The sequence below is a fragment of the Pseudoxanthomonas mexicana genome (assembly GCF_010093385.1).
In the GTDB taxonomy this organism is placed as follows: domain Bacteria; phylum Pseudomonadota; class Gammaproteobacteria; order Xanthomonadales; family Xanthomonadaceae; genus Pseudoxanthomonas_A; species Pseudoxanthomonas_A mexicana.
Genome location: NZ_PDWV01000031.1, coordinates 1 through 25,137, shown reverse-complemented (window position 1 = coordinate 25,137; position 25,137 = coordinate 1). Strand labels below are relative to the sequence as shown.

23 protein-coding genes are annotated in these 25,137 nt (G+C 68.2%); 11 read left to right on the top strand and 12 right to left on the bottom strand.

The genetic code is table 11. The annotated features are described in order from the left end of the window. Positions 1–4: 4 nt before the first annotated feature. From holA to leuS, 3 genes are all read right to left on the bottom strand, one after another. Entirely contained in the window at positions 5–1,039 is a 1,035-nt protein-coding gene (gene holA, locus CSC76_RS12035) for a DNA polymerase III subunit delta (RefSeq protein WP_162110251.1), read from the bottom strand. Further along, positions 1,039–1,569: an LPS-assembly lipoprotein LptE gene (locus CSC76_RS12030; RefSeq protein ID WP_162110270.1), complete on the bottom strand. Its 531-nt coding sequence runs from the start codon at positions 1,567–1,569 to the stop codon at positions 1,039–1,041. The genes holA and CSC76_RS12030 overlap by 1 nt, the downstream gene beginning before the upstream one ends. A 99-nt stretch (positions 1,570–1,668) precedes the next feature. Beyond that, on the bottom strand, positions 1,669–4,302 hold the full coding sequence (gene leuS / locus CSC76_RS12025) for a leucine--tRNA ligase (protein ID WP_162110250.1): 2,634 nt from the start codon (positions 4,300–4,302) through the stop codon (positions 1,669–1,671). A gap of 106 nt (positions 4,303–4,408) precedes the next feature. Between leuS and CSC76_RS12020 the strand changes: the two genes are divergently transcribed. Next, positions 4,409–5,740 (top strand): metal-dependent hydrolase family protein, encoded by a 1,332-nt coding sequence (locus CSC76_RS12020; RefSeq protein ID WP_162110249.1) that lies wholly within the window; start codon positions 4,409–4,411, stop codon positions 5,738–5,740. 75 nt (positions 5,741–5,815) lie between these two features. Here the strand turns inward: CSC76_RS12020 and CSC76_RS12015 are convergent, their stop codons facing one another. From CSC76_RS12015 to CSC76_RS12000, 4 genes are all read right to left on the bottom strand, one after another. After that, entirely contained in the window at positions 5,816–6,415 is a 600-nt protein-coding gene (locus tag CSC76_RS12015; protein ID WP_162110248.1) for a DUF998 domain-containing protein, read from the bottom strand. 79 nt (positions 6,416–6,494) lie between these two features. Next, on the bottom strand, positions 6,495–7,085 hold the full coding sequence (locus CSC76_RS12010; RefSeq protein WP_162110247.1) for a hypothetical protein: 591 nt from the start codon (positions 7,083–7,085) through the stop codon (positions 6,495–6,497). A gap of 71 nt (positions 7,086–7,156) precedes the next feature. Continuing rightward, positions 7,157–7,375 (bottom strand): helix-turn-helix transcriptional regulator, encoded by a 219-nt coding sequence (locus CSC76_RS12005; RefSeq protein ID WP_162110246.1) that lies wholly within the window; start codon positions 7,373–7,375, stop codon positions 7,157–7,159. Continuing rightward, complete coding sequence (locus CSC76_RS12000; RefSeq protein ID WP_162110245.1) at positions 7,372–8,010, bottom strand: hypothetical protein; 639 nt, start codon at positions 8,008–8,010, stop codon at positions 7,372–7,374. Before CSC76_RS12000 ends, CSC76_RS12005 begins: the two co-directional genes overlap by 4 nt. Positions 8,011–8,151: 141 nt before the next feature. On the opposite strand from CSC76_RS12000, the gene trxA reads away from it, so the two are divergent. From trxA to CSC76_RS11965, 7 genes are all read left to right on the top strand, one after another. Beyond that, positions 8,152–9,006, top strand: coding sequence for a thioredoxin (trxA, locus tag CSC76_RS11995; RefSeq protein WP_162110244.1), 855 nt, complete (start codon positions 8,152–8,154; stop codon positions 9,004–9,006). Positions 9,007–9,050: 44 nt separating this feature from the next. Further along, positions 9,051–9,515, top strand: a complete 465-nt coding sequence (locus CSC76_RS11990; RefSeq protein ID WP_162110243.1) for a DUF4442 domain-containing protein — start codon at positions 9,051–9,053, stop codon at positions 9,513–9,515. Between the two features lie 72 nt (positions 9,516–9,587). Next, positions 9,588–10,259, top strand: coding sequence for a DUF502 domain-containing protein (locus CSC76_RS11985; RefSeq protein ID WP_162110242.1), 672 nt, complete (start codon positions 9,588–9,590; stop codon positions 10,257–10,259). A 3-nt stretch (positions 10,260–10,262) separates the two neighbouring features. Beyond that, positions 10,263–11,039 carry a queuosine precursor transporter gene (locus CSC76_RS11980; protein ID WP_162110241.1) on the top strand — a complete coding sequence of 259 codons (777 nt, stop codon included), beginning with the start codon at positions 10,263–10,265 and terminating at the stop codon, positions 11,037–11,039. A 63-nt stretch (positions 11,040–11,102) separates the two neighbouring features. Further along, a complete protein-coding gene (locus CSC76_RS11975; RefSeq protein WP_238394959.1) occupies positions 11,103–12,125 on the top strand; it encodes a serine hydrolase domain-containing protein in 1,023 nt (340 codons plus the stop codon). A 170-nt stretch (positions 12,126–12,295) separates the two neighbouring features. Beyond that, positions 12,296–13,900 carry a FecR domain-containing protein gene (locus tag CSC76_RS11970; RefSeq protein WP_162110239.1) on the top strand — a complete coding sequence of 535 codons (1,605 nt, stop codon included), beginning with the start codon at positions 12,296–12,298 and terminating at the stop codon, positions 13,898–13,900. Further along, positions 13,897–15,606, top strand: a complete 1,710-nt coding sequence (locus tag CSC76_RS11965) for a CHASE2 domain-containing protein (RefSeq protein ID WP_162110238.1) — start codon at positions 13,897–13,899, stop codon at positions 15,604–15,606. The genes CSC76_RS11970 and CSC76_RS11965 overlap by 4 nt, the downstream gene beginning before the upstream one ends. An 18-nt stretch (positions 15,607–15,624) precedes the next feature. Here CSC76_RS11965 and CSC76_RS11960 read toward each other — a convergent pair whose 3' ends face one another. After that, positions 15,625–16,998, bottom strand: coding sequence for an MBL fold metallo-hydrolase RNA specificity domain-containing protein (locus CSC76_RS11960; protein ID WP_162110237.1), 1,374 nt, complete (start codon positions 16,996–16,998; stop codon positions 15,625–15,627). Between the two features lie 253 nt (positions 16,999–17,251). On the opposite strand from CSC76_RS11960, the gene CSC76_RS11955 reads away from it, so the two are divergent. Further along, positions 17,252–19,330 carry a M13 family metallopeptidase gene (locus CSC76_RS11955; protein WP_425500866.1) on the top strand — a complete coding sequence of 693 codons (2,079 nt, stop codon included), beginning with the start codon at positions 17,252–17,254 and terminating at the stop codon, positions 19,328–19,330. A 204-nt stretch (positions 19,331–19,534) separates the two neighbouring features. Continuing rightward, entirely contained in the window at positions 19,535–21,556 is a 2,022-nt protein-coding gene (locus CSC76_RS11950; protein WP_162110236.1) for a M13 family metallopeptidase, read from the top strand. Between the two features lie 62 nt (positions 21,557–21,618). Here CSC76_RS11950 and CSC76_RS11945 read toward each other — a convergent pair whose 3' ends face one another. After that, complete coding sequence (locus tag CSC76_RS11945; RefSeq protein WP_162110235.1) at positions 21,619–22,263, bottom strand: rhomboid family intramembrane serine protease; 645 nt, start codon at positions 22,261–22,263, stop codon at positions 21,619–21,621. Between the two features lie 43 nt (positions 22,264–22,306). Further along, complete coding sequence (locus CSC76_RS11940; RefSeq protein ID WP_162110234.1) at positions 22,307–22,645, bottom strand: MGMT family protein; 339 nt, start codon at positions 22,643–22,645, stop codon at positions 22,307–22,309. A gap of 41 nt (positions 22,646–22,686) precedes the next feature. Between CSC76_RS11940 and CSC76_RS11935 the strand changes: the two genes are divergently transcribed. Next, on the top strand, positions 22,687–23,097 hold the full coding sequence (locus CSC76_RS11935; RefSeq protein WP_162110233.1) for a hypothetical protein: 411 nt from the start codon (positions 22,687–22,689) through the stop codon (positions 23,095–23,097). Between the two features lie 88 nt (positions 23,098–23,185). Here CSC76_RS11935 and CSC76_RS11930 read toward each other — a convergent pair whose 3' ends face one another. Continuing rightward, complete coding sequence (locus CSC76_RS11930; protein ID WP_162110232.1) at positions 23,186–24,307, bottom strand: inorganic phosphate transporter; 1,122 nt, start codon at positions 24,305–24,307, stop codon at positions 23,186–23,188. 12 nt (positions 24,308–24,319) lie between these two features. Further along, positions 24,320–24,946 (bottom strand): DUF47 domain-containing protein, encoded by a 627-nt coding sequence (locus tag CSC76_RS11925; protein WP_162110231.1) that lies wholly within the window; start codon positions 24,944–24,946, stop codon positions 24,320–24,322. Between the last annotated feature and the right edge of the window lie 191 nt (positions 24,947–25,137).

The following is a 25,137-nucleotide window of genomic DNA, read 5'->3' as shown; positions in this document are numbered from 1 at the left end:
GCCGTCAGGCCACCAGCAGACGCACGGCCTTGGCGTCGGCGATGGCCAGCAGCAGCCGCTCCAGCGCCACCCAGGCATCGCCCTCGCCGCGTCCCTTGGCGGTACGGTCGATCTTCGAGGCCTCGGCGACGAAGCGGTCCCAACGCGCCGGTGAGGCGTGCCGTTGCAGTGCGCGCTTGAACGGCGCCTGCTTGGCCTCCCAGATGCCCTGCGCCTTCATCTCGGCGGCCAGATTGCCGCCACCGGCCTGCACGCGCGCCAGCGCAGCCGTGCGCAGCAGTTCCTTCACCACCATCGGCATCAGGCCCGCGACCATGTCCCCCTCGGCCCGCAGACCGGCGAGGATGCGCGATACCTGTGCGCCCTGCCCCGCCAGCACGGCATCGGTCAGGCGGAACACGTCGTAGCGCGCCGCATTGGCGACCAGCGACTCCATGCGCTCGGCATCGAGCACTTCGCCGTTGCTGAGCAGGGCCAGCTTGTCGATTTCCTGCGCCGCGGCGAGCAGATTGCCTTCAACGCGATCCGCCAGCAGCTGCACGGCATCGCGATCCGCACGCAGGCCCTTGCTGCGCAGTCGGCTTTCGATCCAACCCGGCAGTTCGTGCGGCTTGATGGCCCACGCTACCGCGACCACGCCGACGCGTGCGATGGCATCGCTCCACTTGCCCTGGTAGGCCTTGCCCCATTCGCCTGCGGTGATCAGCAGCACCACGTCGGGCGGCGGGTTCGCGCAGAAGGCGCTGATGACCTCGGCGCCTTCCTTGCCCGGCTTGCCACCGGGCAGGCGCACTTCCACCAGGCGGCGGGCACTGAACAGGCTGGGCGCGTTGAAGCTCGCCTCCAGCTGGCCCCAGTCGAAATCACGCCCGTCCGCATCGAAGCCTTCGCGCTCACCGATGCCCTGCGCCCGCGCCTGTGCACGCACGGCGTCGGCCGCCTCCAGCACGCGCAGCGTTTCGGGGCCGGCGATCAGGTAAACCGGATACAGCGGCTCGGTGGTACCGCGTGCCGCCAGCTGTTCCGGCTTCAGCTCCATCAGGGCGCCGCGTTCACCGGGCTGGAACGCACGACGCCATCGACGCGGCGGAGGATGGACGCCGCCATTTCGCGACGCAGCTCTTCCGCCAGCACCTCGCGCTCGGTCGTCGTACCCGTCGCATCCTGCGGCGGCGACACGTAGTCGCGCGACAGTTCGACCACCTGCTGCGGTACCAGGTCGGTACCGTCGGCCTTGGTGAATGCGAACACCACGGCGTAGCGCAGACTGAACTCCTGGGCACGGCCGAACTGGTCCACCGCAATGGGCAGATCGCCCCAGCGCTCGGACATGATGCGCAGCGTGGCGACCTGCGCGTCCGCTGCGGTGGCGGCGTCTTCCCCCGGCGGCGCGGCAAGCGTGGCGCCGGCAGCCTGCAGGCCACGCGACAGGCTGGTGACCAGCGCGCTGTACGACGTGGAGGCACCGACCACCCGGACCGGGCCCAGATCGGACGGCAATGCGATCCTGTTGCGCAGGTGGAAACCGCAGCCGGCCAGGAGGACCAGGGCGAGGACGAGGACGGGCAGGCGGAATCGGATCATGGGCGAAGTCTGGACGAGCCCGTCATGGGCGGCAATAGCCTAGCCGGACCGCAGGTGAACGCCGGGGCAAGGCGCCCCGGCTCATCATCCGGCGACGATGTTGACGATCTTGCCGGGCACCACGATCACCTTCCTGATGGCCAGTCCCTCCATGAACTTGGCGGTGTTGGGCTCGGCCTTCGCCAGCGCCTCCACCTGGTCCCGCGGCGCATCGGCGGCCACCTCGATCGTGCCCCGCAGCTTGCCGTTGACCTGCACCGCCAGCGTCACCGAATCGCGTACCAGCGCGGCCGCATCGACCTGCGGGAACGCCACGTCCTCGATCAGCGTCTCGGCGTGGCCCAGCGCCTGCCACAGCGCATGGCTGGCATGCGGGGTGATGGGGTTCAGCAGCAGCACCGCCGACTCCAGCGCTTCCTGACGCACCGCGCGCCCTTGAGGGCTGGCATCGTCGAACTTGCCCAGCGCGTTCGACAGCTCCATCACCGCGGCGATGGCGGTATTGAAGCTGTGGCGCTTGCCGTAATCGTTGCCGACCTTGTCGATGGTCTCGTGGGTCTTGCGGCGCACCGCCTTCTGCTCGGCCGTCAGGGACGCCACGTCCAGCGCCGGCGCGGGGCCGTCGGCGGCATGCTTCTGCACCTGCGTCCATAACCGGCGCAGGAAGCGCGCCATGCCTTCCACGCCGGCCTCGTTCCATTCCAGCGACTGCTCGGGCGGCGCGGCAAACATGGAGAACAGGCGCACGGTATCGGCACCGAACTTGTCGACCATCGACTGCGGGTCCACGCCGTTGTTCTTCGACTTGGACATCTTCTCGACCGCACCGATCCTCACCGGCTGGCCGTCGGCCTTCAGCGTGGCGCCGACAACGCGCGCCTTGTCGTCGCGCTGGATGTCCACGTCGGCCGGATTGATCCAGTCCTTCGAGCCGTCGGCGTTGTCGCGGTAGAACGTCTCGGCGATCACCATGCCCTGCGTCAGCAGGTTGGTGGCCGGTTCATCGCTGTCCACCAGGCGCGCGTCGCGCAGCAGCTTGTGATAGAAGCGGAAATACATCAGGTGCAGGATCGCGTGCTCGATGCCGCCGATGTACTGGTCCACCGGCAACCAGTAGTTGCCGCGCTTGTCCACCATGTCCTTGGCGCCGGGCGAGGTGTAGCGCGCGTAGTACCAGCTGGACTCCATGAAGGTGTCGAAGGTGTCGGTCTCGCGTTCGGCGGCGCCGCCGCATTGCGGGCACTTCGTCTTGCGCCATTCCGGGTCGGCCTTGATCGGCGACTTCACGCCGTCCAGGGTGACGTTCTCCGGCAGTACCACCGGCAGATCCGAATCCGGCACCGGCACGGCGCCGCAGCTGTCGCAATAGATCACCGGGATCGGACAGCCCCAATAGCGCTGGCGGCTGACGCCCCAGTCGCGCAGGCGGTAGTTCACCCGGCGCTGGCCCTGGCCCTTGCGCTCGAAGCGCTCGGCCAGCGCCTCGAAGGCACCGCGGTAATCCAGTCCGTCGAACTCGCCGGAATTGACCAGCTCCAGGTCGTCGCGGGTCTTGTCGCCGTACCAGTCGCGCCAGGTGGTCGGGTCGTAGGTCTTCTCGTCGTCGTTCCGCGGCGACTTCAGCGCGATGACCTGCTGGATCGGCAGCGCGTATTTGGTGGCGAACTCGAAATCGCGCTGGTCGTGTCCCGGCACCGCCATCACCGCGCCGGTGCCGTAGCCCATCAGCACGAAGTTGGCCACCCACACCGGCACCTTGTCGCCGGTGATCGGATGCACGGCGCGCAGGCCGGTATCCATGCCGCGCTTTTCCTGCGTTTCCAGTTCCGCTTCCGACACGCCGCCATGCTTGAGTTCCTCGAGGAACGCGGCCAACGCCGGATTTGCCGCCGCGGCCTTCAGCGCCAGCGGATGTTCGCCGGCGATCGACACGAAGGTCACACCCATCAGCGTGTCGGGGCGTGTGGTGAACACCGTCAGCGGTTCGTGGCCCTCGACGTTGAACTGGATTTCCAGGCCTTCGGAACGGCCGATCCAGTTACGCTGCATGGTCTTGACCGCGTCCGGCCAGCCCGGCAGGTTGTCCAGGCCGTCCAGCAGTTCCTGCGCGTAGTCGGTGATGCGCAGGAACCACTGCGGAATCTCCCGCTTCTCCACCAGCGCACCACTGCGCCAGCCGCGGCCGTCGATCACCTGCTCGTTGGCCAGCACGGTCTGGTCCACCGGATCCCAGTTCACCACCGAGTTCTTGCGGTAGGCCAGGCCCTTGCGCAGCAGGCGGGTGAACATGCGCTGCTCGTGCACGTAGTACTCGGGACGGCAGGTGGCGAATTCGCGCGACCAGTCGATCGCATAGCCCAGCGACTTCAGCTGGCTGCGCATGTGCTCGATGTTGGCGTAGGTCCACTTGGCCGGGGCGGTCCTGTTCTTGATCGCCGCGTTCTCGGCCGGCAGGCCGAACGCGTCCCAGCCCATCGGCTGCAGCACGTTGTGGCCGGTCATGCGCTTGTAGCGGCTGATCACGTCGCCGATGGTGTAGTTGCGCACGTGGCCCATGTGCAGCGCCCCGGACGGATACGGCAGCATCGACAGGCAGTAGTACTTCGGCTTGTCCGACCGCTCGTCGACTTCGAAGGCGCGTCGGGCCTCCCAGAAGGCCTGGGCCTGGGACTCGACGGTTTTCGGATCGTAGGAAGCGGGTTCGGCGGCAGTGGACATGGTGGTGTGCGGCAACGGCGACGGCAAAGCGGCCAAGGGTACCGCAGCGCACCATGGCCCGCCATGCCAGCGGTTAGCATGGACGGGTCGAAACCGGGGAATCCAGATGAACAGAACCGCCCTTGCCCTCGCTCTGGCCGCCTGCGGCCTGCCCGCTGCCCCGGATGCCCTGGCCGCCGGGCCGGCAGCGCCCCGCACCCTGGCGCTGCACTGCGAACGGGTGTTCGATGCCCGCAGCGGCAAGGTCCTGGGCGAGCACACCGTGCTGGTCCGCGACGGCCGGATCGCCGAGGTCATCCCTGGCCGCGCCAAGCTGGCCGACGCCGAATCCATCGTCCTGGCAGATCACACCTGCACGCCGGGATGGACCGACCTGCACGTTCACCTGGACGGCGAATCCAGCCCGCAGAGCTATTCGGAGGGCTTCCGCCTGGATCCGGTGGACTTCGCCTACCGCTCGGTGGGCTATGCGGAGAAGACGCTGATGGCCGGCTTCACCAGCGTGCGCGACCTCGGGGGAGACGTGACCCTGCACCTGCGCGACGCCGTCAACCAGGGCGCCGTGAAGGGGCCCCGCATCTTCGCCGCGGGCACCTCCATCGCCACCACCGGCGGGCACGCCGACCCCCCCAATCGCTTCAATCCCCTCCTGTCGCCCCTGATGGGCCCGCCCGGGCCGACCGAGGGCGTCATCAATTCCATCGACGACGCCCGCCAGGCCGTGCGCCAGCGCTACAAGGACGGCAGCGACGTCATCAAGATCACCGCCACCGGCGGGGTGCTGAGCTACGCCAAGTCCGGCGACGCGCCGCAGTTCACCGTGGACGAAGTGAAGGCCATCGTCGACACCGCACGCGACTACGGATTCCGCGTGGCGGCGCACGCGCACGGCAAGGAGGGCATGAAGCGCGCCATCCTCGGCGGCGTGACCAGCATCGAGCACGGCACCTACATGGACGAGGAGGTGATGCGGCTGATGAAACAGCACGGCACCTGGTACGTGCCCACGATCTCGGCGGGCCGCTTCGTCGCCGAGAAGGCGAAGATCGACGGCTACTTCCCGGCCGTGGTGAGGCCCAAGGCCGAGCGCATCGGCGCCCTGATCCAGGACACCGCCGGCAAGGCCTACCGCAACGGTGTGAAGATCGCCTTCGGCACCGACATGGGCGTGGGACCGCACGGCGACAACGCGCGCGAGTTCGTCTACATGGTGGAAGCCGGCATGCCGGCCGCCTACGCGCTGCAGGCGGCGACGATCCGCGCGGCGGAGGTGCTGGGCGTGGACGACCAGGGTGTGATCGAGGCCGGCAAGCGCGCGGACATCGTGGCCGTGCCGGGGAATCCGGTTGACGACATCAACGCCGTGCTGAAGGTGGATTTCGTGATGAAGGACGGCCAGGTCTATCGCCGTCCGACTCTCGACGCCCCTGCCCGATGATGCGATGACGAATGCGCCGCAACGCGGCGTCGTGCGGCATGGCCGAATCAGGTCATGCTCGCGCGGCCGATGTACTCATCTGCCGGCGCGCGATGCCACGCACAGCCAGCCGAGCCACGCGGCGTAACCCAGCCGCTGTGCGATGCCCGCGGGCATCAGCGCGACCGCGATCAATGCACTAAACAGCACTACCGCGGCCGCCACGATGCTCGCCTTCACCACGGGTCGCCAACGGCTTCGCCCGCGCATGCCGAAGGCGAACAGCGTCGCGCCCGGGACGAACGCCACCCACCACAGCAGCCAGGCCGTCGCATGCAGGCTGCTGGCCTCGTTGTGCAGGTCGTCCGGATCCAGCGGCAGCACGCCCAGGGCGATGAAGCCCAGCGCAGACAGCAGCAGCAGTTGGGCGCCTACACGCGCGGGCCAACCCGCATCGGCCGGCAGGCGGTGCCGCAGGTCCAGCGCAGCCACCGCGGCCAACACCCCCGTCAGCACGAAACCCAACAGGTTGAACCCCAGCGCATGCGGCACGCCTTTCGCGCCGAGCACAGCGACCGGGTGCCAGACCTGCGAGTAGCCCGACAACGCCACGCCGAAGCCGGCAACGGCGCCCACGAAAGCGATGGCGGCGAGCGCACCTGTCAGGGGAAGGAGTCGGGCCGTGAGGGAGGTCATGCAGGTCCGCGAAGGGTGAAATGACACGGGCAGGCCGTCATGGCCTGCCCGTTCGGTGACGCATCTTAACCCCGGCGCGTCATTCCTTCTCCCAGCCCGTCCGGCCGCCCTGCGCCGTGGCGTGGTTGTCCTTCAGGTAGTCCAGCGCCAGCGAGGCGCTGCGCACGAGCATGCTGTTGTCGGCGGCACCGAATGTCCATGCACCGGCCATGCCCTTGGCATGCTGGTAGAACTCGGGTTCGGCGATCACCTGTCCCGTGTCCTGGTCGGTAAGTTTCATCTTCACCAGGATGCGCGAGCTGCCCGCGAAGGCGCCCGCCCAGAAGCGCGCGCCGCCGCTGATGAAGCGGATCTTCTCGATGCGCGGTTCGATGACGAGGGTGCGTACGGGCGAATGCGTGGCCGGCGCCGCATTGCGTTCGCCCACCCACGCACCGACGCGTTCGTCGAGGTTGCGTTGGAACGACGCCAGCGCCTCCTGGTTGGCCTTGTGCCCGGCGTAATCCGACGCCAGTGTGGCTGGCCTGAGTTCATAACGGTCGAACTGGCCCAGGGCTTCGGCAGGGGGCGGGTTGGTCTCCGCCGAGGCCTGGATTTCATCCTTCGCCAGCGCGGGGCCTGCCACGGCACCCGCCAGCAGCAGGCCCAGCACGAAACGACGCACACCCATCACAGCCTCCCATCCGATCATGACGCGGCCCACGCCGCGGCGCGACGTTAGCAGAGCGCGCACGGCGCGCCCTATGCCAAAGGTTGCCAATGGAAGACGTCTTCCACCCCCACACCGAACGCCCGTGCGATGCGGAAGGCCAGTTCCAGCGAAGGCGCATACCGCCCTGCTTCCAGCGCGATGATGGTCTGCCGGGTCACGCCGCAGGCGTCGGCCAGCGCCTGCTGGGTCATCTCGCCGTGTTCGAAGCGCAGGCGGCGGATGTCGTTGGCGACCGGCGTGCCGGTCATGCGGCGCCACGCCGATCGCGCCAATACAGCATGGCGGTCGCCACGTACTCGCACAGCCAGCCCCACATCAGCGCGAACACCAGCAGGTTCGCGATCATGAAATGGGTCGCCCAGGCCAGCCGTTCGACCGGCGAGAAGGCCAGCATCAGCGCCAGCCCGACGATGCACGCGATCAGCGCGCCACGCCCCCAACCAGCCGCCCGCTTCTCGATCTCGCGGTCGCGCTCGTCCTCCTGCACGCGCCCTTTCCAGCGCGCGCCCAGCACGCCGGACAGCACGCTCCAGGCCACCAGCAACAGCACCAGGTGGCGCCCCACCGCCGACGCATGCGGGTTGTCCTGCAGCGCTGCCGCAGCGAAGACGTCCGCGCGGGCGAGGAAGTAGCCCGTCGCCGCGAGCATGAACGCCACGCCGACCCAGGCCCGCCATTCACCCGGCGCCAGTCCGCGCTCGGCTTTTCCCTGCGGCATCCGCGAAATGGCGTACAGCGCGCCCCATGCCAGCAGCACCAGCGTCGCTGTCCCGACCTTGCCCAGGTCCACGCCCAGCAGGGTGGATGGCCCGGCCAGCAGTGCCCAGAACGCCAACAGTCCCACCCCCAGCAGTCCCCACCAGCCCCAATGCTTCGATGCCATGACGTCCACTCCAGCAGACAATATGTAACTCAAACATTACATTTAATGAAATCCATGTCAAGTCTTCTTTACATCGCCTTGTATCCTCCGCGCCGCGCCACCATCTGAACGCGACGCCCCCCCCCCGCCAAGAGCGAACCGATGAGCGAGCTGTCCCACGTATTCGACGCCACCACCGACACCTTCGAAGCCGAGGTCCTGCGCAAGTCGCTGGACGTGCCGGTGCTGGTGGATTTCTGGGCCACCTGGTGCGGGCCGTGCAAGACCCTGGGGCCGATCCTGGAAAAGCTGGCGGGCGAGTACAACGGCGCGTTCGTGCTGGCCAAGGTCGACGTGGACAAGGAACAGCAGATCGCCGCGGCGTTCCAGATCCGCTCCGTGCCCACCGTCTTCCTGGTGAAGGGGGGACAGCTGGTCGACGGCTTCCCCGGCGCGTTGCCGGAAGGCCAGCTGCGCGAGTTCCTGGCATCGCACGGCATCCAGCCGGCCGAAGCCGTCGACGCCCCGGAAGAGGTTGTCGCGCTCGACCCGCAGGCCCAGGTGGCCGCGCTGCGCGAAGCCGTCGCCGCCGAGCCCGACAAGGACGAACTGAAACTGGACCTGGTGCTCGCGCTTCTGAAGACCGGTGAGGCGGCCGAGGCCGAGCGCCTGCTCGACGCCCTGCCCGCCAACCTGGCCACCGACGACCGCGCCGTGAAGGCGCGTGCGCGCCTGGGATTCGCGGCCGCACTGAAGGACGCGCCGTCGCCGGACGCCCTGCGCACCACCCTGCAGGCCGATCCGGCCGACCTGCGCGCGCGCCACCTGCTGGGCGTGCATGCACTGGTGGATGGCGATTCGGAACAGGCGCTGGAGCAGTTCCTCGACATGCTCAAGCGCGACCGCGCGTACGAGGACGGACTGGCCCGCAAGAGCCTGATCGATGCGTTCCGGGTGATCGAGGACGAGGCGCTCGTCGGCCAGTACCGCAGGAAGATGTCCTCCCTCCTGTTCTGACGCCGAACCTCGCCGTATCCGTTCCGTCCCCACGCATCGTTTTCATGAAGCCCAATACCCTGCGGCACATCTTCAATGTCTGGCCGCCGTTCCTGCTCAGCGGCATCCACGTCACCGAGCTGGCCCCGGACTGGAGCTTCGCCCGCGTCGAGCTGCGCATGCGTCCGTGGAACCGCAACTACGTCGGCACCCATTTCGGCGGCAGCCTGTTCGCGATGACGGACCCGTTCTGGATGATCCTGGCCAAGGAGCGCCTGGGCCGCGACTACTACGTGGGGGACAAGGCGGCCGAGATCGAGTTCGTGAAGCCGGGCAAGGGCCCGCTGCACGCCGAGTTCCGCCTGGACCCGCACGTGCTGGACGAGATACGCGCCGAGACCGCCAATGGCCAGAAATACCTGCGCTGGATGCCGGCGGATGTGTTCAACGCACAGAACGAGGTCGTCGCCCGCGTGCGCAAGCAGATCTACGTGCGACTGAAGCCCGAGGCACGGACCGCGACTGGCTGAACCCCGGTGGGCGCCACGGCGCCCCCGCGATGACGCTACAGCTGGACCCGTGTGCCGGCCTACAATAGCCCCATGCCCCCCGACCATCCGCCGCACCGCGCCTCGGTGCAGAAGCTTTTCATCACCGGCCTGCTGACGCTGCTGCCGATCTGGCTGACCTGGGTGGTCATCAAGTTCGTCTTCGTCCTGCTGTCGGACATCAGCAAGCCGTGGGTGGAACCGCTGTCGCACCGCATCGCGGCGACCTTCCCGCAGTCGCTGGGCTGGTTCAACGGGCTGTGGGTGCAGAACACCATCGCCATGGTGGCCACGCTGTTCGTCATCCTCGCCGTCGGCGCCCTGACCCGTCGCGTGGTCGGCCAGCGCCTGCTGCGCTGGTTCGAGGCGCTGATCGCCCGCGTGCCGCTGGCCAACGTCATCTACACCAGCGCACGCAAGCTGCTGGACATGCTGGAGACCAAGCCCGGCAGCACCCAGCGCGTGGTGCTGATCGACTTTCCGCACCGGGACATGAAATCGGTGGGCCTGGTGACGCGCGTGATCCGCGAGGAAGGCAGCGGACGCGAACTGGCCGCCGTCTACGTCCCCACCACGCCCAACCCGACATCGGGTTATCTGGAGATCGTGCCGGTCGAACTGCTCACGCCCACCGACTGGACGGTGGACCAGGCGATGAGCTTCATCATCTCCGGCGGCGCGGTGGCGCCCGACGCGATGCCGTTCACCCGCGCAGGGGAACGCTGAGCCATGCCCTCGGCGCGCACGCTGGACGACCGCGCGGTCCGCCTCTTCATCGTGCTGGCGGCGGTGTTCTGCGCCAACGCGGTGCTGGCCGAGTTCATCGGGGTGAAGATCTTCGCGCTGGAGGACACGCTGGGCGTCGCGCCGCTGGAGTGGAACCTGTTCGGTCAGACCGGCTCGCTCAGCTTCACGGCAGGCACGCTGCTGTGGCCATTCGTGTTCATCCTGACCGACACCATCAACGAATTCTTCGGCAAGCGCGGCGTGCGCTTCATCTCGTGGCTGGCCGTGGCATTGATCGTGTACGGCTTCCTGTTCGCCTTCGCGGCCATCGCGCTGGCGCCGGCCGGCTGGTGGGTGGAAGCGGCTCAGGCGCAGGGCGTGCCGGACTACCAGAAGGCCTTTGCTGCGATCTTCGGCCAGGGCATGTGGACCATCGCCGGCTCGGTGCTGGCGTTCCTGGTGGGGCAGCTGATCGATGTGTCGGTGTTCCATCGCATCCGCGCGGCGACCGGCGAGCGCTGGGTGTGGCTGCGGGCCACCGGTTCGACCGCGATCTCGCAGCTGGTGGACAGCTTCGTGGTGATCTACGTCGCCTTCGTGCTGGGGCCGCAGAAGTGGCCTACTTCGCTGTTCCTGGCAGTCAGCACCGTCAACTATGCCTACAAGATGCTGGCGGCCATCGCGCTGATTCCGCTGCTGTACCTGATGCGCCACGGTATCCGCCACTATCTAGGGCGCGAACGCGAACGACAACTGCGCGCGGAAGCCGCCCTGGACTGACACCGGGATCGGACACGGCGCGCGAAACGGGGAGACGCGATGAAAGCGACCTGGCTACTGGGGATGGCGATGATGTCGACCGGCGCACACGCCGCCACGCGCGAGGAAACGATCGACGCCTGGATGCGCGATTACACCGGCCAGGTCCCGGGGGCCTCGGTGCTGGTGCTCGAAGGCGGTGACGCGGTATTCCAGCGCAGCTATGGCCTGGCCGATCTGGAGGCCGGCGTGGCCAGTTCGCCTACGACCAATTACCGGCTGGCGTCGGTCAGCAAGCAGTTCACGGCCGCCAGCGTACTGCTGCTGGTCGAGGACGGCGTGCTGACGCTCGACGATCCGGTACGTCGCTGGCTGCCCACGCTGCCGGTGGCGGCGGAGGCCATCACCCTGCGCCACCTGCTCAGCCACACTTCCGGACTGATCGACTACGAGGACCTGCTGCCACCGGATCAGGCGCACCAGATACACGATGCCGATGTCCTGCGTTTGATCGAGCGGGAAGACCGCCTTTACTTTCCGGCCGGCAGCGACTACCGGTACAGCAACAGCGGCTATGCGCTGCTGGCGCTGGTGGTGGAGCGCGCTTCCCGCCAGCGGTTCGCGACCTTCCTGCAGGCACGGATCTTCTCGCCGCTGGGCATGACGGCGACGCTCGCACGCGAGGACGAGGGGCCTCCGGTGACGGACAGGGCGTTCGGCTACACCCGTGTCGGCGATCGATGGGAACGCACCGATCAGAGCACGACCAGCGCCGTGCTGGGCGATGGCGGCATCTACTCTTCGATCACCGACCTGGCGAAGTGGGATGCCGCCTGGTACGACGACCGCCTGCTCTCCGCGCCGTCACGCGCGCTGGCGGTTCAGGCGTCGACGGCCACACCCGAACCCGATGTGGCGCATTACGGCTTCGGCTGGCGCCTGCAGGGGCGGATGCAGTGGCATTCGGGCGAGAGCATCGGCTTCCGCAACGTGCTGCTGCGCTTTCCGGCGCAACGCCTGACCGTCATCGTGCTGAGCAACCGCGACGCACCCGAACCGTACCGCCTTGCCCGACAGATCGCCGCACTCTGGAACGGCACCCCCTGATCTCCGCCCCACGCCTTCTTAACCACGACTAATGTGAGGCGTAAATCGAGAAATACCGGCCATTTCCATGGCAGCACCGCTTTTATAATTGTGACCAGTTTTACATTTCCGCGTGAGCGAAGGGGGGCCAGATGCCAGCTATCAGAGGAAAGGTGTGGTGGCGATGGGGCTTGGCGTGGCTGCTGACGGTGTCATCGACGGTGCAGGCACAGGACTGGGCTTACCGAGTCCGTCCCGGCGACACCCTGTGGGACGTGGCAGGCGCACACCTGAAGCCTTCGATTCCCTGGCAGCGACTGCAGGACCATAACCGTATCGCCAATCCCTACCAGTTGCCGCCCGGCTCCACGCTGCAGATCCCGCTCGCGTGGCTGGATCGCCAGCCGGCCCGCGCAAAGGTGGTGGCCGTCCGCGGCAATGCCACGTCCCGTTCCGCCGCCGGACGGGATGCACCCGTGACCGCGGGCATGTCGCTGGGCAGCGGCGCCGTGCTGAAGACATCGCCGGACGCCTCGCTCAGCCTGGAGTTCGCCGATGGCTCGCGGCTGCTCCTGCTCGGCGACAGCGAACTGCTGCTGGATCGCCTGACCCGCTTCGGTCGGTCCGGCATGGCGGACACTCGCCTGCGGCTGCAGCGCGGCCGCATCGGCAACGAAGTGCGCCGGTTGCGCGGCCCGGCGGCCAACTTCGTCGTCGACACGCCCAGCGCGTCCTCCGCGGTGCGCGGTACGCAGTTCCGCGTGGAAGCACGCGAGGGCCGCACGCATGCGGAAGTCCTGGAGGGCCGCGTGGCGGTCAATGCGCGTAACCAGCGCGGCACGGTACTCCGGCACGGCTTCGGCGCGGTCGTTGTCCCCGGCCAGGCCTCCATCGCGCCCGTCGCATTGCTGCCGGCACCGGACCTGTCGCGCATCGCGCCGCTCACGCAGAGCGTCCGCCCGGAGCTCGCATGGCCCGAGGTCCCGGGTGCGCACCGCTATCGGGTACAGGTCAGTGACCACCACCGCTTCGACAGCCTGCGGGTCGACCTGGAGGTCGAGGCGCCGCGCGCGCAGTTGCCGGCGCTGGACGCGGGCCGCTACGCCATCCGCGTGCGGGCGGTCGACAAGGACGGCCTGGAAGGCCGCGATGCCGTGACCGCGCTGCAGATCGACGACCAGCCTGCGCCGCCTTATTCCATCGCGCCCGCCGCCGGCAGCGTCGTGCGCACGCCGGAGGTGGTGTTGCGCTGGACGAAAGCACCGGGCGCCGTGGCCTACGACTACGAAGTCGCGGGGGCGGCGGGCTTCGCGCAGCCCGTGGCGCGCGCGCGCGTGGACGACACCGCCTCCATCCGCCTGCCCGACCCGTTGCCGCCCGGCGACTATGCCTGGCGCATCCGCAGCGTCGATGCCAGCGCCAAGCCCGGGCCTTTCGGCGACAGCCTCGCTTTCACGGTGCGTCCGCTGGCCGAGGTGACCGCCATCGACACGGCGGCGGCCACCGACACCCGCGAGGTGACATTCCGCTGGCAGGCCGGCCAGCCTGGACAGCGCTACCGGTTCCAGATGTCGCGCACGCCGGACTTCCGCAAGACCGATGTCGACATGCTCGTCGACCAGGCCGAAGTGACGCTGCCACGGCTGCGCAGCGGCACTTGGTACCTGCGCGCCCAGACGATCGACGTGGACGGCTTCGAGGGGCCGTTCCCGGCGCCGCAGCAGGTCGATGTGCCCTGCCGCTGGTGCCGCATTGGCGCCGGAGCGGGTGCGTTGCTCATACTCTTGGCTCTGTGAGTACCCCCGCGCCCTCGCCCAAGTGGAAGTCCCGCCTGCTGACGGCGGTGGGCGCGGCTGCCCTGGCGATCCTGGTGACGCTGTCCGGCGTGACCGCCCCGTTCGATGCCTGGGTGTACGACAGGCTGGTGCTCGGCGCGGCGCCGGAGGCCGATCCGCGCATCGTGGTGGTGGACATCGACCAGAAGAGCCTGGCCGAGCTGGGCCGCTGGCCCTGGTCCCGGCGCACGCATGCGCAGCTGGTCGACCGGCTGACGATGGCCGAGGCCAAGGGCATCGCCTTCAATATCCTGCTGTCGGAACCGGCGCTGTTCGATCCGGAAGGCGACGCCCTGCTCGCCCGCGCGATCGGCCGCAGCGGTCGCGTCGTGCTGCCGGTGCTGGCCGAATCGGTCCAGCTCAACGGCCCCAGCGTGGAACTGATGCCGATCCCCGAGTTCGCGGCATCGGCAGCGTCGTTGGGCCACGCCGAGATGGTGCTCGACGACGACGGTGTCGCCCGCAGCGTCTACCTGCGCGCCGGGCTGGGCTCGCCGCACTGGCCCGCGCTGGCGCTGGCGCTGCTGCAACTGGACCAGCCCCCCGGGACGGCCACCGAACTGCCCGGCCGGCGGCGGGTGAAGACGGAACTGCCCGCGGCTTCGTCGTTCGACTGGGTGCGCGACCATGAAGTGCTGGTGCCGTTCACCTCGCCCCCCAATGCGTTCCGTCATGTGTCCTATACCGATGTGCTGAACCAGCGCATCCCCACGTCGCTGCTGCGCGGCAACTGGGTGGTCGTGGGTGTCAACGCCACGGGCATGGGACCGCTGGCTCGCGCACCGGGGCAACCGCCCGCGGCGAGCATGAGCGGCGCCGAGTACCAGGCCAACCTGTTGAACATGCTGCTGAAGGACGCCGCGATCACGCCCATGGCGGAAGGATGGCAGGCCGCGCTGGCGGCGCTGGTGGCCGGCTTCCCGCTGCTGCTGTCGATACTGCCGGCGTTCCGCCGCATCTGGCTGCCCACCGTGGCGACCATGGCCGGCACGCTGCTGCTTTCGGTGGCGCTGCTGCGCTTCGGGCATGTCTGGTTCTCGCCGATCCCCGCGCTGCTGGTGCTCGCATTGGGCGCCTCGCTGTGGATCTACCGTTTGCTGCGGCAGACCCACAAGCAGGCGCAATCCGACGCGCTCACCGGCTTGGCCAACCGCACGCGCTTCGACCAGGCCCTGGACCAGGAGTTGCGCGTGGCGCGCCGCAGCGGGCAGCCGCTGTCGCTGCTGGTGATGGACATCGACCACTTCAAGCAGTTGAACGACAGTCAGGGCCATGCGGCGGGCGATGCCGCGCTGAAGGCGCTCGGCCGCATCCTGCGCAGCCGCGCGCGGCGGCCGCGGGATCTCGTCGCGCGGCTGGGTGGCGACGAATTCGCCGTGCTGCTGCCGGAACCCTCCGCCCAGGCCGCAGCGACCATCGCGACCACCCTCCACGTGGATCTGGCCAACCTGGGCCGCAAACCGCACGGCACGAACGCGGGCAGCGCACCGCCCTTTACCGCCAGCATCGGCATCCACACGCACATGACGGGCGACGATGCGGGTCCTGAGGACGTGTTCGACCGCGCCGACGCCGCTCTGTACCGGGCCAAGCAGACCGGCCGCAACCGCAGCGTCAGCCACACCGGCGAGCCTGCAGCGGTGGGGACCTCCGCCACCCGCGTGTAGGCCCCCGCGGCCGGGACCTCAGACGTCCAGCACCATCCCTGGCCGCGCCAACTCCACCGGCGCGCCGTAGCGTTCGCCTATCTCGCCCGCCAGTGCCTCGCGCGCCTTGTCTTCGCCATGCACCAGCACCAGCGGCGGCGCAGGCTGGAAATGACCGTACCACTCCAGCAGCCCCTGCTGGTCGGTATGGGCCGAAAGTCCACCCACCGTGTGCCGCTGCGCGTTGACGCGGTAGTCGCGGCCGTGGATGCGGACCCACTGCGCGCCGTCCACCAGCCGCCGCCCCAGCGTGCCCTCGGCCTGGTAGCCGACGAACACGATATGCGCATTGCGGCGCCCCAGGTTGTAGCGCAGGTGGTGCTGGATCCGCCCGCCGTTGGCCATGCCCGAACCGGCGATGATGATGGCGCCGTTCTCGATCTGGTTGATCGCCATGGACTGCTGGGTCGTCTCGGCCACGTGCAGGTTGGGCAGGCGGAACGGATTGGGCGACTGCGCCCAGACCCGGCGGGCCTCCTCATCGAACAGGCCATGGTGCCGTCCATAGACGGCCACCCCCTTGGCCGCCATCGGGCTGTCCAGGAAGACCCGCCAGCGCGCCAGCTTCCACGTTTCCCAGTGCCGGGCGAACCAGTACAGCAGTTCCTGGGTACGGCCCACCGCGAACGCGGGAATCAGCACGTTGCCCCGGTCGCGCCAGGCATGCTCGAAGATCTCGCCCAACTCGCGGATGGTGTCCGGGCGGTCGCGATGGTTGCGGTCGCCGTAGGTGGATTCCATCAGCAGCAGGTCGGCCTGCTTCACCACGGCAGGATCGCGCAGGATGGGCGTGCCCTTCGGGCCCAGGTCGCCGGAGAACACCAGCTTGCGGCCGTCCGCCCACAGTTCCACGATGGCCGAACCGAGGATATGGCCGGCATCGCGCAGCGCGATGTCCACGCCGGGCAGGATCGTCGTGCGCTGGTCGTAGGCCAGCGGCTGCACCTGGCGCAGCGTCGCGTGCACGTCCTCGGCGGAAAACAGCGGCTGCGCTTTCGGTTCGCCCCGACGGCGGTAACGGTTGGCGCGCTCGGCCTCGGATTCGGACAGCGAGGCCGTGTCCAGCAGCATGATGGGCAGCAGCTCGGCGCTGGCGCCCTGGGTGTAGATGGGCCCGCGATACCCGCGCTTGACCAGCAGCGGCACCCGGCCCACATGGTCGATGTGGGCGTGGCTCAACACCACGGCGTCCAGCGTGCTGGGATCGAAGGGAAAGGGGTGTTCGTTGCGCGCTTCGGATTCGCGGCTGCCCTGGATCAGGCCGCAGTCCAGCAGGATGCGCCTGCCGGCGGCCTCGACCAGGTGCATGGACCCGGTGACCTCGCCTGCCGCACCGTGGAAATGGACCTGCATGGCAACTCCCTTTCTTCCCGTTACCGCCAGTATGGCGCCACGGGCCGCGACTGAGGGAAACGGTCCGTGAGCGGCGACGGCCCTGCCCCCGGATGCGGAGTTCCAGGTGCGGGCCCACCATGACCTTCGACACACCTGACCTACCCCCGACAGGCGTAGAGTCGCCGCACGCCCCCGCCCGGGGGGTCCTTTTTTCGACTGCCCCTGTCCGGGGCCGGAGTAGACCGTGATTGCCCGCAAACCCCAGATCCTGATGCCCTCGCTCGCGGGGGCCGCCGCGCTGGCCGCCTGCGCAAAGAAGGAAGACGCTGCCCCGGCCGCCGATACGGCCGCCAAGGCGCCGGATGCGCTGCAGCTGAAGCTCGACGAGAGCAGCCTGCCGGGCGTCAATCGTTTCCAGATCGGCGACCTCGACACCTCCAAGAACGCATGCACCGACTTCGCCGGCTACGCCAACGGCAAGTGGCTGGCCGCCAACGCCATCCCCAGCGACCGCACCAGCTGGGGCGCCTTCGAGATGCTGGACGAGCGCTCCACCGCCGTGCAGAAGCAGTTGGCCGAGCAGGCCGCGGCGCACCCGGGCGCGACCGGCGTGGAGAAGATCGTCGGCGACCTGTGGGCCACCGGCATGGACGAGGCCAAGGCCAACGCACAGGGCATCGAGCCGATCGCACCGATGCTGAAGGCGATCGACGGCCTGCAGGACAAGGACGCCATCGTCGCGTACCTCAACCAGTCCGCCGCCAAGGGCCAGGCCTTCCTGTTCGGCTTCGGCGCCGAAGCCGACTTCAACAAGCCCGACACCAACATGGCGTACGCCTTCCAGGGCGGCTTGGGCCTGCCGGACAAGAACTTCTACTTCGACGCCGACAAGAAGAACATCCGCGACGAGTACGTGAAGCACATCGCCAAGGTGCTGGAGCTGTCCGGCGTGGCCGCGGCCGACGCGCAGAAGCAGGCCAGCGACATCATGGCGTTCGAGACGCGCCTGGCGAAGGTGTCGAAGTCGAACGAGGAAATGTCGCGCGACGTATCGCTGTACTACAACCCGGTCACGCTGGCCGACGCAGACAAGCTGACGCCCAACTTCTCCTGGACGAAGTTCTTCGAATCGCAGGGCGTGGCGCCGCAGGAGAAGTTCTCGCTGGCCGTACCCGCCTTCCACCAGGAGGTCAGCAAGATGCTGGGCGACACCGACCCCGCCGCATGGCGCGCCTACCTGCGCTTCCACACCATCGACGGCGCGTCGCCCTACCTGAGCGATGCCTTCGCCAACGAGAACTTCAATTTCTACGCCAAGACGCTGCGCGGCCAGAAGGAGATCGAGCCGCGCTGGAAGCGCGTGCTGTCCACCATCGAGGGCCAGAGCGGCGAAGCGCTGGGCCAGATGTACGTGAAGGTCGCCTTCTCGCCAGAAGCCAAGGCCAAGATGGAAACCCTGGTGGCGAACCTGGGCACCGCGCTGAAGGCGCGCATCCAGAACCTGGCCTGGATGAGCGACGAAACCAAGGCCAAGGCGATGGAGAAGCAGGCCGCGTTCACCACCAAGATCGGCTACCCGGACAAGTGGCGCGACTGGACCGGCCTGTCCACCAGCCGCGACAGCTACATCGGCAACGTGCTGGCGGCGATGGAGTTCAACTACAAGTGGAACCTGGGCAAGATCGGCAAGCCCGTGGACAGGACCGAATGGGGCATGCCGCCGCAGATGGTCAACGCGTACTACAACCCGCTGCAGAACGAGATCGTGTTCCCGGCCGCCATCCTGCAGCCGCCGTTCTTCGACCCCAACGCCACCGATGAGATGAACTATGGCGGCATCGGCGCGGTGATCGGCCACGAGATGACCCACGGTTACGACGACCAGGGCAGCCGCTTCGGGCCCACCGGCAAGTTCGAGAACTGGTGGAGCGATGCCGATTCCAAGGGCTTCAAGGCGCTGACCGGCAAGCTGGTGGCGCAGTTCGACGGCTACCGCACCGCCGACGGCCAGAAGATCAACGGCAACCACACCCTGGGCGAAAACATTGCCGACCTGGGCGGGCTGGCCACGGCCTACGACGCGATGAAGAAGGCCACCGAAGGCACGCCGGACCCGATGACCGACGGACTGACGCGCGACCAGCGCTTCTTCCTCAACTGGGCTACGGTGTGGCGCCGCAACTTCACCCCGGAAGAGCTGAAGAACCGCATCGCCACCGACGAACACGCCCCGGCGCAGTTCCGTGCCATCGGCGCGCCGTCCAACCTGCCGACGTTCGCCGCCGCGTTCTCCTGCAAGCCGGGGGATGCGATGGTGCGCACGGGCGACCAGCAGGTCGTGATCTGGTAAGCCCCACCTGTGCATGATCCGAAAAGGCCCGGCATGTCCGGGCCTTTTCCCTTTCCGGCCCGGCAGATGCAGGCCCGGCGGTCCAGTCTGTGACACAGGGCGGATTGGCGACGCCAAGTGCGGCGGGATTTGCGCCACGGCACGACGGGGCCGGTACGGCGCCCTTGCTAGAATCGCCCGACCCCTGAATCACGGAAGCCCCTGATGTCCCTCCCGCGCACCGCACTCGGCCGCCCCACCTTGATCGCCTTCGCCCTCGTCATCGCCCTGGGCGCCCCGGATGCGGAAGCGCAGCGCAAGAAGCGCGCGGCGCGTGCCCCCGCCGTCAGCGCGGAGTGCACCGACTTCTACACGGCCACCAATGCGGACTGGCTGAAGAAGAACAGCGTGCCTGCGGATGCCGGTTCGGTCAGCGTGCTGGGCGCCTTCCGCGAGCGCACGCTGGAACAGCAGCGCGCGCTGCTCGACAGCGCGATGCGCACGCCGCAGGGCAACGTGCAGAAGCTGCTGGGCGACTTCTGGGCCAGCGGCCTGGATGAAGCCGCCGTCGAGGCCGACGGTTCCAGGCCGATCGCACCGCTGCTGGACCGCATCAACGCCATCAAGAAGCCCAAGGACGTCGCGCCGGCGATCGCCGCGCTGCACCAGGTGGGCATCCCGGTGGCCTTCAACTTCAGCCCCGACGTGGACCTGCAGGCGCTGGACCGCCACATCGGCTACTTCATGCAGGGCGGCCTGGGCCTGCCCGACCCGGCCTACTACACCCGTACCGATGCCGACACCCGCGAACTGCTCGGCCGCTATCGCGGCTACGTCAAGCAGGTACTGGCGCTGACCGGCACCCCGGCCAACCGGCTGGATGCCGAATCGGCGCTGGTGATCGACCTGGAGACCAAAGTGGCGCAGGTCTCCAAGCCCGTCGTCGAACTGCGCAGCCCGTTCGCGAACTACGCGCCGGTGCCGACCAAGGACCTGGGCAAGCAGTACCGCAACCTGCAACTGGACGCGTTCCTGAAGGCGCAGGGCGTCAGCGACGACACCGTTTCCCTGGCCGACCCGGCGCTGTTCAAGCGCCTGGACGGCCTGGTGGGCAGCCTGAAGCCCGACCAGTGGAAGGCCTATCTGCGCTGGCGCGTCGGCGATGCCATGGCGCCGTACCTGGCCAAGCCGTTCCGCGAGGCCGAGTTCGAGTTCCGCGGTCGCGTGCTGCGTGGCGAAGCCGCGCCGGCGCCGCGCTGGCGCCAGGTGCTGGACGCCATCAACCTGGCCGCGGGTCCGATGCTGGGCAAGGAATACGCCGCGCGCTACGTGCCCGCCGACCACAAGCGGCGCGCCGAGCAGATCGCCGGCCAGGTACGCGACGCCCTCGGCCGCGGCATCGAGCGCAGCCCCTGGCTCAGCGATGCCGCCAAGGGCGAAGCCAAGGCCAAGCTGGACAAGCTGAAGATCGAAGTCGGTACGCCCCGCCGCGACCTCGACTACAGCGTGCAGCCGATGGGCCGCGGCAGCTTCGGCGGCAACATGCTGATCGCCTCCACCTGGCGCCATCGCGAGGAGATGAAGCGCATCGGCAAGGGCAACGCCGACCGTCGCTGGGACGTGCTGCCGCAGCAGCCCGCGCTGGCCTACGACCTGGCGCAGAACCGCCTGATCGTCACGGCGGCGGTGCTGCAGGAAGAGATCTTCGATGCGAAACAGCCGGCCGCCGTGCAGTACGGCGCATTCGGTGCGCTGGTGGGCCATGAACTGAGCCGCGGCTTCGACGTGAAGGGCCGCATGGTCGACGCCAAGGGCCAGCTGCGCGACTGGTGGACGCCCGCCGATGTGGCCGCGTGGAATGCGCTGGGCGACAAGGTGGTCGCGCAGTACAACGGCTACGCCTTCCCGGTGCTGAAGAACGTCAAGGTCAACGGCGCGCTGACGCGGGACGAGAACCTGGCCGACCTGGCCGGCGTGGAGCTGGCATGGGACGCCTTCGCCAGCGCCGAGCCGCAGGCCAACGCCGCCGCGAAGCAGTCGTTCTACAAGGCCTGGGCCACGCTCTGGGCGCAGAACCTGACGGACACCGAAGCCGCGCAGCGTGCGGCCGTCGACGTGCACGCACCGGGCCAGTGGCGCGCCAACGGCCCGCTGACGCAGCAACCGTCCTTCGCGCAGGCCTTCGCCTGCAAGGCCGGCCAGCCGATGCAGGCGAACGAAGCCGGACAGATCCGCATCTGGCGCTAAGACGGTCGCGAAGGACGGCATGAAAACGGCGCGGATATCCGCGCCGTTTTTCTATCGCTACATCACTTGACGATGCGCATCCGCGGTGGCCCACGACGGCCCCTACCGAACGGCGGCTGCCCGCGCCAGTAGCGGATCATCAGCCAGCCGAACACCATGCCACCCAGGTGAGCGAAATGCGCCACGCCCGGCTGCAGGCCGGTGAAGCCCAGCACCAGCGCGAGCACGGCGTAGAAGATGACCAGCGTGCGCGCCCGGATTTCCATGGGCAGCGGAAACACGATCATGCGCTGGTTGGGGAACAGCATCCCGTAGCCCAGCAACAGGCCGAACACGCCGCCCGAGGCGCCGACCGTCGGGTATGGAGGCGCGCCCCCGGCCATCATCCACCAGCCCACCGCCAACTGCAGCAGACCGGCGCCGGCGACGCAGACCACGAAGAACGTCAGGAAACGCTTTCCACCCCAGGTCTGCTCCAGCGGCGACCCGAACATGTAGAGCGCCAGCATGTTGAACGCCAGGTGCCCGATGCCCCCGGTATCGTGCAGGAAGCCATACGTCAGCAGCTGCCACGGCATGAAGCCGTACCCAAGCGGCCACAGCGCAAGCCAGTCCATCAGGGCGTTGCCCGACACCAGCTGCAACAGGTAGACGGCGACGTTGGCGATCAGCAACGCGCGGGTGACGGGGAGAAGTCGGGGGAACATGGCAGGCCTCGGAACGGTCGCCCGACATCATACGGGACGCGTCTCAACGTTCGCCCGGCCCCCACAGCGCCTCGTCCAGCGTATCCGTCCTGCGCGGTCGCTTCACCCGCCCGTTCTCCACCTTCACGCCTTCCGCGCGCAGGCGCTGGCTCTGCTCGCGATACGCCCGCGAGCCTTCTGGGAACGCAATGCGTCCATCCGATCGCAGCACGCGGTGCCAGGGCAGCCCGGGATCCTCGTTCTGGCTGAGGATGCGGGCCGCCAGCCGGGCGCGACCGGGCAGTCCGGCGCGCTGCGCCACTTCGCCATAGCCGGCCACCTGCCCGCGCGGGATGGCGCGGATCGCGGCCAGGATGCGGTCTTCGGGAGACTTGGCGCTCATGCCGGATTAGCATAGCGGCATCGGCAACACGGGAGCACGCCATGCACAACTTCGAACAGGTCCGCGGCCATCTGAATTCATCGGGCTACAAGGTCACCATGCACGACCCCTTCGTCGCCTGCGTGGAACTGTCGCTGGGCAACGGCAAGCGGCACCAGGCCATCTTCCTGTCCGAACTGGGCAACGACGACGAGCGCGGTTACCTGCGCGTGAGTACGGTCATCGCACCGATGACCGGCATCGACGCCAAGCGTGCGCTGAAATTCAACTGGCAGAGCAGCGTGGGCTACCTGGCCATCGGCGAACTCGACGGCGTGCCCTACCTCCAGCTGTGCGAGAACCGCCCCTACGAAAGCCTCAGCCCGGCGGAAGTGGACCGGCTGGTGCTGGAGATCGGCGGGCTCGGCGACAGCATGGAACGCGCGCTCTCCGCCGAGGGCGACCTGCTGTAGGGCGGGCCCCGCCCCGCCATCGCGGCATCGGAAAGAAAACCGCCGGGCAAGCCCGGCGTTTCTGTGTTCATTCCCTGTCGCGTCGGCATCAAGCCCAGCCGATCGCTTCCAGCAGGCGCAGCAGGCCGTAGGCGATGCCGCCGGCGGCGGGAATCGTCAGCACCCAGGCCCAGAGGATGCGCTCGATCACGCTGAACTTCAGCGCGCGCGGATTCTTGGCGAAACCCACGCCCATGATGGCGGTGGAGATGCTGTGGGTGGTCGACACCGGCATGCCGAAGTGCGCGGCCACGGTCAGGATGGTGGCCGAACTGGTCTCCGCCGCGAAGCCGTTGATCGGGTGCAGCTTCACCATCTTGTGGCCGAGGGTTTTGATGATCTTCCAGCCCCCCATCGCGGTGCCCAGCGCCATCACGATGGCGCAGGTGATGACGATCCACATGGCGATGTCCTGCTCGCCCGCCGCGCCCGGATGCAGGAACGCGAGCCAGCCCGGCAGGTCGTCCAGCGCACCGCTGGCCTCCGCGCCGAACAACGTCAGCGCGATGATGCCCATGGTCTTCTGCGCGTCGTTATGGCCGTGGGCGTACCCCATGTAGGCGGCCGACAGGATCTGCGCCTTGCCGAAGAACCGGTTGACGAAGTGGGGGCGCGCCAGCCGGCCGAGCCAGCCGCCCAGACGCGACAGCAGCGCGATCAGTCCCCACAGCGCCACCATCACCAGGATGCCGAGCAGGAAGCCCGCGATCGGCGAGGTGATCATGGGCAGCACCACCTTCCACAGGATGCCCTTGTTCTTGGTCCAGTCGCCCACGGCCTCGGACCAGATCAGCGCCGCCCAGTCGTTGTGGGCGGCGGCCAGCGCCGCGCCGCACAGACCGCCGATCAGCGCATGCGAGGACGACGAAGGCAGGCCCTTCCACCAGGTGATCAGGTTCCACACGATACCGCCCAGCAGGGCGCACAGGATGACCTGCGAGGTCACCTGCACCACATCGGTATTGACCAGGCCCGAGGCGATCGTCTTGGCCACGGCGGTGCCCATCAGGGCGCCGACCAGGTTCATGCCCGCCGCCAGCATCACCGCCTGACCCGGCGACAGCACCTTGGTGGCCACGACGGTGGCGATGGAGTTGGCGGTGTCGTGGAAACCGTTGATGAACTCGAAGATCAGCGCGGCCAGGATCACCACCAGCACGAGGGTCAGCATGACAGAGCGCCCTTAGCTGTTCTTCAGCACGATCTGGTAGGCCACCACGCCGGCCTCGCGGCAGCGGTCGATGGCTTTTTCCAGGATCTCGAAGAACTCCTTCAGCAGGAACATCTGCAGGTGGTCCAGGCGGCCGGAGTAGATGTCGCGGTACAGCTCCAGCATCAGCCGGTCGGCCTCGTTCTCGATCGCGCGCAGCTTCTCGTTGAGCGAGGTCATGCGGTCGATGTTCATCTTCTTGATCTCGTGGACCATCTCCACGACCACGGACGCCGCCTGCTCCAGCATCGCCGCGCGCGGCGCGAAATCGATGCCCTCCAGGTGCTGGATGGCCAGCGAATACCGGTCGGCGAACTTCTCCACCTGCTTGGGGATCTTGTACAGCGCCGAACCCAGCGCCTCGATGTCCTCGCGCTCGATCGGGGTGATGAAGCTGTCCACCAGCGCCTTGCCGATCTTGTCCGAGGCCGCGCGCTCGCGCAGGCGCGCCAGCTTGAAGGCATCCAGCGCCGGCTGGCGGTCGGTGGCCTTCATCATGGTGTGCAGGGCCTTGGCGCTGTCGTGGGCGGCTTGGGCGGCTTCGTCCAACAGCGTGTAGAACTGCTGGCCGGAGCCGAAGATCGTCTGGAGGGAGAACATCGGGCGGTCCCACCGTCACGGGATGGACGGCTTCAGGGGCGGAATTATGACCGTTTCATGACTCGGGCGGACAGTCCGGCCGCCGGGGCAGGCCTCCGATTAGCCAAACGTCTTGTTCAGCTTCGCGCCTTGTCCACCAGACCGTTTGCTAAACTCGCCCCGCGCCTCCGGGTGCACCCTATGGACGACGA